Source organism: Bacillus massilinigeriensis (genome assembly GCF_900111815.1).
In the GTDB taxonomy this organism is placed as follows: domain Bacteria; phylum Bacillota; class Bacilli; order Bacillales; family Cytobacillaceae; genus Mesobacillus_C; species Mesobacillus_C mediterraneensis.
Map to the genome: position 1 here is coordinate 450,593 of NZ_LT630004.1, position 12,194 is coordinate 462,786.

Below are 12,194 nucleotides of genomic sequence, written 5' to 3' on the forward strand. Positions count from 1 at the left end.
GCCGGGTTGTCCAAAATCTTCTCTTTCATACTTGTTCTATGAGGGTACCTTGTCGCATAGGATAACCGTGTCGAGAACTCCTGCTTTCTTTTCTCAGAAAGTTCTTGCATAATATGGTTGCGTTCTAACGAAAGGAGGGTTTGGTTGACATATCGGCAGCATTATTTATATAATCACTCGAGTAAAGGAGGCGTTTTTCATAGCAAACTTAAATATGAAAAACATGTTTTCCCAATCTTTGAGTAGAAAGAAGCTGGCGATCCTTTCTGCTAGTTTTCTAGTGTTTGTTGCAACGCTTGGTTTCTTCTTGTATGAAGGCACTAAGAAGACAGTTGCACTGACACTGGATGGCCAAGACAAAATAGTAAAGACACACGCGGATACCGTTCAGGATATATTTAATGAACTAAACATCTCTCTTGGCAAAGAAGATTACTTATCGCATCATGCGAAGACAAAGATACGGGAAAACTTGGAAATTGTGTGGAAACCTGCAAAGCCGATTATGGTAAAGCAGGGAGAAGGAAAGCGTACGTACTGGTCTCATGCTGACACTGTCGGCGAGTTCCTCAAGGAACAGAAGATCATGTTAGGGAAATTTGACAAAGTCAGTCCCAACCCGGATGCAAAATTGAAAAAGCATGATAGCATTGCGATCCAAAGGGCTTTTCCGCTTAAGCTTATCGTTGGCGGGAAGGAACAGGAAGTCTGGTCAACTTCGACTACGGTCGCTGACTTTTTATCACAGCAAGGGGTTAAACTAAGCAAGTTGGATCGAGTTGAACCCACACTTAAAGAGACAGTCACAAAAAATGCCGTGATTAATGTCGTGAGAATTGAAAAAGTCACCGATGTAGTGGAAGAACCTATCAAGTTTGCCGTTGTCACGAAAAATGACAGCAATCTGGACCGAGGGCAGCAAAGAGTTATGACAGAAGGCAGAGAAGGCCTCGTATCCAAAAAGTATGAGGTCGTCCTGGAGAACGGCAAGGAAGTATCAAGAGAACTTATCAGCGAGAAGAAGATGAAAGAAAAACAGGATAAAGTGCTCGCTATGGGAACAAGGGTTATTGCCCAACAAGTCTCAAGGGGCCAATCCGAACCCGCGCCACAAGGCGGTGGCAAGGAGTTTTATGTATCTTCTACAGCCTATACTGCTGATTGCAATGGCTGTTCTGGATTTACCGCAACAGGCTATAACCTGAGGGCAAATCCGAATGCTAAGGTCATTGCTGTCGACCCGAGCGTGATTCCGCTTGGTACGAAGGTTTATGTCGAGGGCTATGGCTATGCAGTTGCAGCCGACAAAGGGTCTGCAATCAAAGGTTATAAAATCGATGTGTTTTTCCCTTCGAAATCCGACGCTTACCGATGGGGATCGAAACGAGTAAAAATCAGAGTGCTCTAATGATGTTTCTTCAAGCAGGGGAATTTTCCCCTGTTTTTTCTTTTCCTCGCTTCATGAGCGTGTTTTTATCCTTCCTTCATTTACGGTATAATAAACATGCTCAAAACCCATTTCGAAAAAAGGACTTATATATTATATAGACGTTTATATTTCATTTATGTTTCAAATTTTTCAAAAAAAAAAACGGAGGATTTATGAAAATAAAAGAGGTAATCGTGGTCGAAGGAAAAGATGACACAAAAGCCATCCTAAGGGCAATTAATGCTGATACCATCGAAACGAACGGCTCCGCCATTAATGCTGCAACAATTGAAATGATCAAAAGGGCTCAGAAATCCAGAGGAGTCATCATCTTCACTGATCCTGACTATCCCGGTGAGAAAATTCGCAAGACCATTGCTGCGGAGGTTCCCGGGTGCAGGCATGCATTCATTGAGAAGGACCAGGGGCAGCCAAAGAACGGCAGGGGAGTCGGTGTGGAACACGCTTCTCCTGAGACGATTAGGCAAGCGCTTAAAGGAGCGGTGATGATGAATGATTCCGCCTGTGAGCGCATTACGATGGATGACCTGGTGGATGCAGGGCTCATTGCAGGGCTTGGGGCGAAAGGAAGGCGGGAAAAGTTAGGCAGGCTATTGAAGATAGGCTATACAAATGGCAAGCAGCTCCATAAGCGGCTGATGATGTTCGAAGTCAGTGAAGCGGAGTTCGCGGCGGCTATGGAACAGATCAGACTGGAGGAAGAACATGCATAAAGATATCGCTACACCGGTACGGACAAAAGAGATTCTTGAAAAATACGGTTTTTCTTTTAAAAAAAGTCTTGGCCAAAATTTCTTAATCGACACAAATATCCTTAGAAGAATTGTGGATCATGCAAACCTTACTGAAAATAGTGCTGCCATCGAGATTGGACCGGGAATTGGTGCATTGACGGAACAGCTTGCAAAACGGACCAGGAAAGTCATCGCATTTGAAATTGACCAGCGCCTCCTCCCGATCCTCGCCGATACGCTATCCCCTTATGACAACGTGAAAGTAATCCATGAGGATATTTTGAAAGCGGACGTCATGCAGGTATTGAAGGAGGAAGGCGAAGAAAATGGCGATCTGATGGTTGTCGCGAACCTTCCGTACTATGTTACGACGCCAATTATTATGAAGCTGTTGGAGGAAAAACTTCCAATACGCGGCATTGTGGGAATGCTTCAGAAGGAAGTTGCAGATAGGATTGCGGCAAAACCTGGAACAAAGGAATATGGCTCGCTGTCTATCGCCATTCAGTACTACTGTGTAGCTGAGACGGTAATGATTGTACCGAAGACGGTCTTCATTCCACAGCCTAATGTAGATTCTGCAGTTATTAGACTGACGATGAGAGAAGAACCCGCTGTAAAAGTCATCAGCGAAGACTTTTTCTTTCAAGTTACAAGGTTCAGCTTTGCCCAGCGGAGGAAGACAATCTTAAATAATCTGACAAGCCAGCTTCCTGATGGTAAGGCAAGGAAGGAAGCAATTATTGCAGCGCTTAAGGCAACGGGAATTCAAGAATCGCGGCGGGGTGAGACGCTCTCGATTGAAGAATTTGCCCGTCTCAGCGATGCGTTGTACCCTGTATTCTCAGCAAAAGAAAAACAATAGCTAAATATCAATAAGCCGGCAGTGTTTCGCAGCCGGCTTTTTCGCGCTCCTATCACCTATTTTTTCATCCTTGCATAGCCTATGGAAGGAAAAAATTTTCTGATGCCCGGCGGCGGGCGGTTTGGGGTGAGACGGTGAATATCGGAAAAATGGATGTTGTCGGGAGACTTTCCTATAACTGCGATATCGTATTTCGAGTAATTGATATAAAGGTGGAAGGCGGAAAGAAGATTGCCATTCTATACGGCGAGGATTACAGGCTTTGTGCAGATGCACCATACGAAGATCTGGTGAGGCTAGATCCAGAAAGAGTGCGGCGGATTGCGAATGAATGCCGGTCGCAGGAAGAGCAGTCCTTCCGGCTGTTTCGCCAGGATGTGCACCTTTTGCTTCAGAAGCAGGAATACGAAGCGACCGAAGGCTACAGCAAGTCGGGTGGTTACTTTCAGATTCCCGGGAGGGTCCTTCACCTAGACGGCGACAGCAACTACTTGAAAAAGTGCCTGACATTGTATGAACGGGTAGGCGTTCCTGTCTATGGCATCCATTGCAGTGAGCGGGAGATGCCAACGAGAATCGGCGAACTCATCGATGTCTACAGGCCTGATATCCTTGTTATCACTGGACACGATGCGTACTCCAAGTCAAAGGGTACCCCTGAAGATATCAAGGCATACAGGCATTCCTGGCATTTTAGTCAGGCAGTCAAAGCGGCAAGAAGAAAGGTTCCGAACCTTGATCAGCTTGTCATTTTTGCCGGTGCGTGCCAGTCACACTTCGAATCGCTGATCAATGCTGGGGCAAACTTTGCGAGTTCTCCAACAAGGGTGAATATCCATGCACTTGACCCTGTCTACATTGTTTCTAAAATCAGCTTTACGCCTTTCATGGAAAGAGTCAACGTGTGGGAGGTGCTTCGGAACACCCTGACAGGCGATAAGGGGCTTGGGGGAGTGGAGACAAAAGGTGTACTTAGAACAGGAATGCCTTACCATAAGAAAGAGTAGGGATAAGCGGCTGTCCTGATGCTGGATCATGAAAAAAGCCCGCTTAAAATAATTGAGAATGAAGGGGCAGTATTTGAAATCTGAGAAACTGATTTCATACTGCCCCCTTCCTATTTATGGCTCGTATTACGTAAATTAAGATGCCGAAAAAGAATTGGGTTTAGGTTACATATTTTTGCAGAAGAAGGGAAACCATAAAAATGTTGAAAAACAGAAGAAAAAAACGAAGAAAAAATATTGACAATTATTTTTATGTACTGATATAATTTATGTTTTTATTTGACGAAGTTGTGTTAGTATGTTATACTTGACATAGTGAGGTGGACCGAATGCCAAAAACATTATCGGATATCAAAAAAGCTCTTGATTCAAATTTAGGAAAAAGACTTTTGCTGAAAGCGAACGGTGGACGCAGGAAGACGATTGAACGTTCCGGCGTTTTGGCTGAAACTTATCCTTCTGTCTTTGTAATTGAACTGGACCAGGATGAAAATGCGTTTGAGCGTGTATCGTACAGCTACGCGGATGTTTTGACGGAGACGGTACAAATTACTTTCTATGAAGATGCAGCAGGAAACATCGTCCTTAGTTAAGAGGGATTGATTTAATTGGCAGTGGACAAGCGTTTGCTGCTTTTTAATTTGTCCGGCAAAAAAATGCTGGTACCAAACATGAATGCCACAGGCAGTTTTATTTCATAATAAGACTGCCGCTTTGCTTTTAGGAGGGATTCCTGTGGGCAGAAAAAGGGGAGTCATGTCTGAAGGCTTTAAAGAGGAGCTTGCAAAAGAACTTGGATTCTACGATGTGGTCCAGCGTGAAGGCTGGGGCGGCATCCGTGCAAGGGATGCAGGGAACATGGTCAAGCGAGCGATTGAAATCGCTGAGCAGCAGCTGATGGAACAGAAGCGCTGACCTAGGAGGCTTCACTGGACTTTCTTTAAAAGCAACAGCATTACCGAATAAAAATAAGCAAATGCGGCAAGCCGGAGCAATCGCTCCGGCATTATTTTATTCATCGCAAGCTATATAGCGATTCTTTCACCGTAAACCGTCTGCCGCTCGCATTTTTGTGGTAAAATAGGACAAAAACTGGCATCGTTGAAATTTGCCCAAAGTAGGTGAAAGAATTGAAGCTTTCAGTCAAAGCTCCGGCTAAAATAAATTTATCGCTTGATGTCTTATATAAAAGGCCCGATGGCTATCATGAAGTAGAAATGGTCATGACAACCATTGATCTGGCGGATCGTGTCGAGCTAGCGCTTCTCGAGTCCAATAAAGTCCAAATTAATTCAGAAAACCGGTACGTGCCCGATGACCAAAGAAACCTCGCCTTTCAGGCAGCCATGCTCCTAAAGGAAAGATTTGGGGTGAAAATGGGCGTCTCCATTACGATTGATAAAATTATCCCTGTGGCTGCGGGACTAGCAGGAGGGAGCAGTGATGCAGCAGCGACGCTTAGAGGATTGAATAAACTCTGGAACCTAGGTTTATCCATGGATGAGCTGGCCGAACTAGGGGCTGAACTTGGTTCGGATGTTTCTTTTTGTGTGTACGGAGGAACGGCCCTTGCAACAGGAAGAGGGGAAAAAATCGAGCATCTTCCTTCGCCGCCAACATGCTGGGTTGTCCTTGCCAAGCCGTTCATAGGGGTTTCCACTGCTGAGATTTACCGGAGGCTGAATATCGAAAAAATCAGTCACCCTGACACGAAGGAAATGATCGCCGCAATTGAGATGGATGATTTCAGCAGGATGTGCAGAAGCGTTGGAAATGTTCTGGAGGGTGTTACCCTGACACTGCATCCGGAAGTGGCTCAAATTAAAGAACAGATGCAGCGGTTCGGTGCGGATGCTGTTCTGATGAGCGGCAGCGGTCCTACTGTCTTCGGTCTTATGGAACACGATTCCAGAATGCATCGTGTATACAATGGTCTAAGGGGCTTTTGTGACCAAGTATTTGCTGTCAGGATGATTGGAGAAAAGCATAGTCTTGATTAAACCCGGATATTAGTGTTATATTTAGTTTAGAATATTCGGGCTTTGGGGGTTCGCTAATGAAATTTCGGCGCAGTGAACGATTGATCGACATGACAAATTACCTGATGGATCACCCGAAGGAACTTGTTCCTCTGACATATTTTGCTGAGAAATACGGTTCGGCCAAGTCATCTATCAGCGAAGATCTCGGGATTATCAAGGAAACTTTCGAGCAGAGAGGAATCGGGATTCTCCAGACCGTACCAGGCGCAGCGGGAGGAGTAAAGTTCCATGTACATGCATCGGATGAGGAAGCAAAAGAATTGATTAAGGAATTGGTTGAAATAATGGAAAGCCCTGAGCGGCTGCTGCCGGGCGGCTATCTCTACATGAATGACATCCTCGGCGATCCATCGATTGTTAAAAGAGTAGGAAGGGTGATTGCTTCCGCATACGCAGGGCCGGCCATTGATTTCGTTATGACAGTTGCAACGAAAGGAATCCCGATTGCTTATGCTGTTGCAGGCTTACTCAATGTGCCAGTTGTCATTGTCAGAAGGGATCCAAAAGTAACGGAAGGCTCCACTGTCAGCATTAATTATGTTTCTGGTTCATCGAAGAGGATTCAAACAATGGTCCTATCCAAACGAAGCCTTCCTCAAGGATCAAGAGTGCTTATCGTCGATGACTTTATGAAAGCAGGCGGCACTGTTAACGGAATGGTGAATATGCTTGAGGAGTTCAACGCGCGTGTCGCGGGGATTGCAGTCCTTGTTGAGTCGGAAAATATTGAGGAACGTCTAATTGATGATTACTTATCGCTTGTCCGCTTGTCAGATGTCGATGTCAAGGATAGGAAGATCACCGTCAGTGAAGGGAATTACTTTTCAAGAAAATAATAACCTTAGGGGTGGAAAGAATGGAAAGAATTCATACAAACTCAGCACCAGCGGCAATCGGGCCTTATTCACAAGGTATTGTCGTCAACAATTTGTTTTTCAGTTCTGGTCAAATATCCCTTACGCCAGCAGGAGATATGGTAGGAGGCGGTATTAAGGAACAGGCACATCAAGTACTGAAAAATCTTTCGGCGGTCTTAGAGGCTGCTGGAGCTTCACTTGAAACGGTTGTGAAAACAACTGTATTCATCAAAAATATGGATGAATTCGCTAAATTAAATGAAGTATACGCAGAGTACTTTGGTTCGCATAAGCCGGCGCGCTCTACCGTGGAAGTCAGCGGGCTGCCCAATGGTGCTCTTGTGGAAATTGAAGCAGTAGCGCTCGTAAAATAAACGAGCGTTCTTTTTTTTTAGTTGCGGACGATAGCCTGCAGACTTTGGATTTTCAAATTAAGTTCTAGAAGGACAATAGTGGATGTTACTGTAGATAAACAAGCCATTGCCGTTTTATTGTTAAATACGTGCTAGAATAGGCAATTTGGTACAAGTTCACCAAATTGCCAAAAAATTTTCCCGACCTTAGCAGGAAAACCATTTTCTTTGTGGAATTAATTATCATAGATTCTATCTATTCGCAAAGGTGGTGAATAAAATGGAAGTAACTGACGTAAGGCTGCGTCGGGTGAATACAGATGGACGGATGAGAGCCATTGCTTCCATTACCCTTGATAATGAATTCGTGGTTCACGATATTCGTGTCATTGATGGAAATAACGGTTTGTTTGTTGCAATGCCGAGCAAACGGACACCAGACGGTGAGTTTAGGGATATTGCCCATCCAATCAATTCTGGTACACGTGGCAAAATCCAAGAAGTAGTCTTGGCAGAGTATCATCGTTTAGGTGAACTTGATGTGGAATTTGAAGAAGCCGGCGCATCATAGAGAGAAAAAGACATTCAAGGGGGGCCTACTTCAAAAGTAAGGCTCTTTTTTTTATACCCCGCTCGTTCTCCAAATAAACCTCACTTTTTATTTTTTTTCAGATAAAAGCGTCACGTCACGTTTAAAGCATAATTGTTAAATGTTTCACATGGCTATCATTTGTTGAAATGAAACGTTATTTAGGATATATTCTTTATGGATAAAAAGGTAATATTGGAGGCCTGCTGATGTCTAATCGTTATGCAATCATCTTAGCAGCCGGACAAGGGACAAGAATGAAGTCGAAGCTATACAAAGTTCTTCACCCAGTGTGCGGCAAGCCGATGGTTGAGCATGTAATTGACCAAGTAAGAAGTCTTGAGATAAAGGAAACTGTCACCATCGTAGGCCACGGCGCTGAAAAGGTCAAGGCAACGCTTGGTGAAAAAAGTGAGTATGCTCTGCAGGAAGAACAGCTTGGAACAGCGCATGCAGTTCTGCAGTCTAAGGACATCCTTGGCGGCAAAGAAGGACTCACCCTTATCGTATGCGGCGATACCCCGCTGATCACTGCTGACACTATGGAAGCGCTTTTTCAGCATCACGAAGAGCACAATGCCAAAGCCACTGTTTTGACTGCGCGCACGGATAATCCAACGGGATATGGCCGAATTGTACGGAATGATGCTGGGCTAGTTGAAAAAATTGTTGAGCACAAGGATGCAACCGAAGAAGAACGGAAAATCGGTGAAATCAACACGGGCACTTACTGCTTTGACAACAAATCGCTTTTTGAAGCACTTGCAGATGTATCGAATGATAATGTGCAAGGAGAGTATTATTTGCCAGATGTCATCGAGATTCTCAAAAAGCAGGGCGAAATCGTTTCAGCATATGTGACGAAAGACTTTGACGAAACGATGGGTGTCAATGACCGAGTCGCCCTAGCGGAAGCAGAGCGCCTCATGAGGAAAAGAATCAATGAGAAGCATATGAGAAACGGCGTGACCATCATTGATCCGGCAGGTACTTATATTGATGCGGATTCTATTATCGGAAGAGATACGGTCATCCAACCTGGAACCGTCATTTCTGGAGGAGCAAGAATTGGTGAAGAATGCCTTATTGGACCGAATTCTGAAATCAGCAACTCTGCTGTCGGGGACCGGACGGTAATTCGGCAATCGGCAGTGTTTGACAGCAGTGTCGGCAATAATGTGGCTATCGGACCATTCGCGCACATTCGCCCGCAATCGCAAATCTTTGATGATGTGAAAATCGGGAACTTTGTTGAAATCAAAAAGGCTGTGTTTGGCAAAGGAAGCAAGGCATCGCACCTCAGCTATATTGGAGATGCGGAAGTAGGCAGCGATGTAAATATCGGCTGCGGTTCCATTACCGTTAATTATGACGGCAAAAATAAATACCTGACCAAGATTGAAGACGGTGTTTTCATTGGCTGCAACTCTAACCTCGTCGCACCAGTAACGGTAGGAAAAGGAGCATATGTAGCAGCAGGCTCCACGGTAACGGACGACGTTCCTGGGGAAGCGCTTGCTATTGCTCGAGCTCGCCAGGTGAACAAAGAGAATTATGTCGAAAGAATGAATGTACGGAAATAAAACTTGGAGGTTCATGATGTCAAACCAGTATTTAGACCCTAATTTAAAAGTATTTAGCCTGAACTCAAACCCGGGGCTTGCAGAAGAAATAGCGAAAGTAATTGGTGTGGAGCTCGGAAAGTGCTCCGTTTCCCGCTTCAGCGATGGCGAAATCCAAATCAATATCGAAGAAAGCATCCGCGGCGGCGATGTATTTGTCATTCAATCTACAAGCTCTGCTGTTAATGAGCATATCATGGAGCTGTTAATCATGATTGACGCTTTGAAACGTGCATCTGCAAAAACGATCAATATCGTTATGCCGTACTATGGCTATGCCCGCCAGGATCGCAAGGCTCGCGCGCGTGAACCAATCACTGCAAAGCTCGTAGCAAACCTATTGGAAACTGCAGGAGCAACACGTGTGATTACTCTTGACCTCCATGCACCGCAAATCCAAGGATTCTTCGATATTCCTATCGATCACCTGATGGGTGTGCCAATTTTGGCTGAGTATTTCAAGGAAAAAATGCGCGGGGAAGACATTGTCATTGTATCGCCAGACCACGGCGGAGTAACAAGAGCTCGTAAGATGGCAGAACGCCTGAAGGCACCAATTGCTATCATCGATAAGCGTCGCCCAAGGCCAAATGTTGCTGAAGTAATGAATATTGTCGGCAACATCGAAGGCAAGGTTGCTATTTTGATCGATGATATTATCGATACAGCTGGAACCATCACGCTAGCTGCAAATGCGCTAGTCGAGAACGGCGCGCTTGAAGTTTATGCATGCTGCTCGCACCCAGTACTTTCAGGACCTGCTATCGAACGTATCGAGCAGTCTAAGATTAAGGAATTGGTCGTTACAAATACGATTGCGCTAGAAGATGAAAAGCGCATCGGAAAAGTTGTCGAATTATCAGTAGCTCCTCTTATCGGGGAAGCAATCATTCGTGTTCACGAAGAGCAGTCTGTCAGCACTTTGTTCGATTAAATTATTGTTCCAAGGCTTGCTTATAAGCAAGCCTTGAACTGCAAACAATACTGTAGGAATCGTTTGCGGGTTTAAATCTTCCCGTTTTAGGGCATTTTTTATAAAGAGCCATCATTCAATATATGGAAGGGGATCTTTATATGAGCTCAGTATTGAATGCAAATGAACGAACAGATTTAAGAAAATCCGGTTCACGGAAGCTTAGGAGAGAAGGGCAAATACCTGCTGTTGTGTATGGAAGGAAAGTGGAAAGCAAACCTGTCTATGTGGATGGTTCTGAATTCCAGAAAACGATCCGTGAGGTTGGCCGAAATGGAGTTATTTCCCTTAGCCTTGACGGCAACGGCCAGAATGTCATTCTGAGTGATTATCAGGAAGATGCAATCAATGGTGCGATTTTGCATGCGGACTTCCTTGCAGTGGACATGTCCACTGAAGTAAGCGCGAATGTTAGGATTAACCTAATAGGTACAGCTGCGGGAGTGAAGGATGGCGGTGTCCTGCAGCAGCCAATCCATGAGCTTTCCATTACAGCGACACCGAATAATATCCCTCAGACTATCGATGTGGATATTACAGGGCTGCAGGTAGGGGAGAACCTTACTGTCGCAGACATAAAGCAAGGCAATGCTAATTTTGAGATACAGGATGACGAGGAGCAAGTGATACTATCCATCCTCCCTCCGAAACAGGAAGAAGAAATCAACAGCGGGGAACAACAAGAATCAGGCACCCCGGAGAATGAAGAGGGCAGGGAAACAAAAGCTAGCGAGTAAAAGAAAAATGGACGTAACCTCCGGTTACGTCTTTTGATGTAGAAGCAAAGGTGGAGATTCTTACAATGAAATTGATCGTGGGATTGGGAAATCCGGGGAAGCAATACGAACGTACACGCCACAATATCGGATTTGAAGTGGTAGATGAAGTATCCCGCCGTTTCAATATTCCTCTGAATCAGGCAAAATTCAAAGGGGTGTTTGGAGCAGGAATCTTGAACGGGGAGAAGGTAATCTTATTAAAACCTCTTACCTATATGAATCTGTCAGGGGAATCCATTCGCCCGCTGATGGATTACTATGATATTCCTCCTGAGGATTTGCTTGTCATCTATGATGATCTGGATTTGCCTACTGGGAGAATCAGGCTCCGTGAAAAAGGCGGAGCAGGCGGACACAACGGCATTAAATCAACTATCGCCCATGTTGGCACTCAAGAGTTCAAACGGATCCGCGTCGGAATCAGCAGGCCGCAGAACGGTATGGCAGTCGTGGATTATGTGCTTGGAAGGTTCACTCCTGAGGAACAGGCAGGAATGCAGGAAGCAGCCAAAAAGAGTGCTAAAGCGTGCGAGCTATGGCTAAATGAACCGTTCCTTAAAGTGATGAACGAATTCAACCAGCAGTCATAACCATTGAGCTTTCACATATGATATGCTAGATGAATAAGTTTCTCCCAAAAGGCCAATAATAAGGCTAATAGAATGAACGGGAGGGACAGGCATGGCAATCCACTATCATTGCCGCCACTGCGGAGTGAAAATCGGCTCATTGGAGAACATCTCCTATGACAGTGGCTCTCTTGGCATCGACAAGCTCACGGATGCTGAGCGGCAAGAAATGGTTTCGTATGAAGGAAGCGGGGATATTCATATAAAGTCAATCTGTGAAGATTGCCAGGAAGCGTTGGACAGAAATCCGGACTTCCATGAGCATGATTACCTGATTCACTGAAAAGCTTTGGA

15 protein-coding genes are annotated in these 12,194 nt (G+C 45.0%); all 15 read left to right on the forward strand.

Features of this window, described 5'->3' with window-relative positions; translation table 11 throughout:
* The first annotated feature begins 214 nt into the window (after nucleotides 1–214).
* On the forward strand, nucleotides 215–1,408 hold the full coding sequence (locus tag BQ5796_RS02355) for a resuscitation-promoting factor (protein WP_071458800.1): 1,194 nt from the start codon (nucleotides 215–217) through the stop codon (nucleotides 1,406–1,408).
* A gap of 194 nt (nucleotides 1,409–1,602) precedes the next feature.
* Nucleotides 1,603–2,163 (forward strand): ribonuclease M5, encoded by a 561-nt coding sequence (gene rnmV / locus BQ5796_RS02360; protein WP_071458801.1) that lies wholly within the window; start codon nucleotides 1,603–1,605, stop codon nucleotides 2,161–2,163.
* The gene (gene rsmA, locus BQ5796_RS02365) at nucleotides 2,156–3,049 is read left to right on the forward strand and encodes a 16S rRNA (adenine(1518)-N(6)/adenine(1519)-N(6))-dimethyltransferase RsmA (protein ID WP_071458802.1); all 894 of its coding nucleotides are present in this window, start codon (nucleotides 2,156–2,158) and stop codon (nucleotides 3,047–3,049) included. Before rnmV ends, rsmA begins: the two co-directional genes overlap by 8 nt.
* A 134-nt stretch (nucleotides 3,050–3,183) precedes the next feature.
* On the forward strand, nucleotides 3,184–4,056 hold the full coding sequence (gene yabG / locus BQ5796_RS02370; protein ID WP_071458803.1) for a sporulation peptidase YabG: 873 nt from the start codon (nucleotides 3,184–3,186) through the stop codon (nucleotides 4,054–4,056).
* 329 nt (nucleotides 4,057–4,385) lie between these two features.
* A complete protein-coding gene (gene veg, locus BQ5796_RS02375) occupies nucleotides 4,386–4,649 on the forward strand; it encodes a biofilm formation stimulator Veg (RefSeq protein WP_071458804.1) in 264 nt (87 codons plus the stop codon).
* Between the two features lie 142 nt (nucleotides 4,650–4,791).
* Nucleotides 4,792–4,971, forward strand: a complete 180-nt coding sequence (locus BQ5796_RS02380; RefSeq protein WP_071458805.1) for a small, acid-soluble spore protein, alpha/beta type — start codon at nucleotides 4,792–4,794, stop codon at nucleotides 4,969–4,971.
* A gap of 215 nt (nucleotides 4,972–5,186) precedes the next feature.
* Nucleotides 5,187–6,056, forward strand: a complete 870-nt coding sequence (ispE, locus tag BQ5796_RS02385; protein ID WP_071458806.1) for a 4-(cytidine 5'-diphospho)-2-C-methyl-D-erythritol kinase — start codon at nucleotides 5,187–5,189, stop codon at nucleotides 6,054–6,056.
* Between the two features lie 56 nt (nucleotides 6,057–6,112).
* Nucleotides 6,113–6,934 (forward strand): pur operon repressor, encoded by an 822-nt coding sequence (purR, locus tag BQ5796_RS02390; protein WP_071458807.1) that lies wholly within the window; start codon nucleotides 6,113–6,115, stop codon nucleotides 6,932–6,934.
* A gap of 20 nt (nucleotides 6,935–6,954) precedes the next feature.
* On the forward strand, nucleotides 6,955–7,329 hold the full coding sequence (locus tag BQ5796_RS02395; RefSeq protein ID WP_071458808.1) for a RidA family protein: 375 nt from the start codon (nucleotides 6,955–6,957) through the stop codon (nucleotides 7,327–7,329).
* A gap of 259 nt (nucleotides 7,330–7,588) precedes the next feature.
* A complete protein-coding gene (spoVG, locus tag BQ5796_RS02400; RefSeq protein ID WP_071458809.1) occupies nucleotides 7,589–7,879 on the forward strand; it encodes a septation regulator SpoVG in 291 nt (96 codons plus the stop codon).
* A 227-nt stretch (nucleotides 7,880–8,106) separates the two neighbouring features.
* Nucleotides 8,107–9,480 carry a bifunctional UDP-N-acetylglucosamine diphosphorylase/glucosamine-1-phosphate N-acetyltransferase GlmU gene (glmU, locus tag BQ5796_RS02405; protein WP_071458810.1) on the forward strand — a complete coding sequence of 458 codons (1,374 nt, stop codon included), beginning with the start codon at nucleotides 8,107–8,109 and terminating at the stop codon, nucleotides 9,478–9,480.
* A gap of 16 nt (nucleotides 9,481–9,496) precedes the next feature.
* Complete coding sequence (locus tag BQ5796_RS02410; RefSeq protein ID WP_071458811.1) at nucleotides 9,497–10,453, forward strand: ribose-phosphate diphosphokinase; 957 nt, start codon at nucleotides 9,497–9,499, stop codon at nucleotides 10,451–10,453.
* Between the two features lie 140 nt (nucleotides 10,454–10,593).
* Complete coding sequence (locus tag BQ5796_RS02415) at nucleotides 10,594–11,229, forward strand: 50S ribosomal protein L25/general stress protein Ctc (RefSeq protein ID WP_071458812.1); 636 nt, start codon at nucleotides 10,594–10,596, stop codon at nucleotides 11,227–11,229.
* Nucleotides 11,230–11,294: 65 nt separating this feature from the next.
* Nucleotides 11,295–11,861: an aminoacyl-tRNA hydrolase gene (pth, locus tag BQ5796_RS02420; protein WP_071458813.1), complete on the forward strand. Its 567-nt coding sequence runs from the start codon at nucleotides 11,295–11,297 to the stop codon at nucleotides 11,859–11,861.
* A gap of 91 nt (nucleotides 11,862–11,952) precedes the next feature.
* The gene (fin, locus tag BQ5796_RS02425; RefSeq protein ID WP_071458814.1) at nucleotides 11,953–12,183 is read left to right on the forward strand and encodes an anti-sigma-F factor Fin; all 231 of its coding nucleotides are present in this window, start codon (nucleotides 11,953–11,955) and stop codon (nucleotides 12,181–12,183) included.
* Nucleotides 12,184–12,194 lie beyond the last annotated feature (11 nt).

What these genes read in the sequence shown, in the direction of transcription:
- BQ5796_RS02355 (WP_071458800.1), top strand. Translation starts at nt 215, where the DNA reads ATGAAAAACATGTTTTCCCAATCTTTGAGTAGAAAGAAGCTGGCGATC.
- rnmV (WP_071458801.1), top strand. Translation starts at nt 1,603, where the DNA reads ATGAAAATAAAAGAGGTAATCGTGGTCGAAGGAAAAGATGACACAAAA.
- rsmA (WP_071458802.1), top strand. Translation starts at nt 2,156, where the DNA reads ATGCATAAAGATATCGCTACACCGGTACGGACAAAAGAGATTCTTGAA.
- veg (WP_071458804.1), top strand. Translation starts at nt 4,386, where the DNA reads ATGCCAAAAACATTATCGGATATCAAAAAAGCTCTTGATTCAAATTTA.
- purR (WP_071458807.1), top strand. Translation starts at nt 6,113, where the DNA reads ATGAAATTTCGGCGCAGTGAACGATTGATCGACATGACAAATTACCTG.
- BQ5796_RS02395 (WP_071458808.1), top strand. Translation starts at nt 6,955, where the DNA reads ATGGAAAGAATTCATACAAACTCAGCACCAGCGGCAATCGGGCCTTAT.
- spoVG (WP_071458809.1), top strand. Translation starts at nt 7,589, where the DNA reads ATGGAAGTAACTGACGTAAGGCTGCGTCGGGTGAATACAGATGGACGG.
- glmU (WP_071458810.1), top strand. Translation starts at nt 8,107, where the DNA reads ATGTCTAATCGTTATGCAATCATCTTAGCAGCCGGACAAGGGACAAGA.
- BQ5796_RS02410 (WP_071458811.1), top strand. Translation starts at nt 9,497, where the DNA reads ATGTCAAACCAGTATTTAGACCCTAATTTAAAAGTATTTAGCCTGAAC.
- BQ5796_RS02415 (WP_071458812.1), top strand. Translation starts at nt 10,594, where the DNA reads ATGAGCTCAGTATTGAATGCAAATGAACGAACAGATTTAAGAAAATCC.
- pth (WP_071458813.1), top strand. Translation starts at nt 11,295, where the DNA reads ATGAAATTGATCGTGGGATTGGGAAATCCGGGGAAGCAATACGAACGT.
- fin (WP_071458814.1), top strand. Translation starts at nt 11,953, where the DNA reads ATGGCAATCCACTATCATTGCCGCCACTGCGGAGTGAAAATCGGCTCA.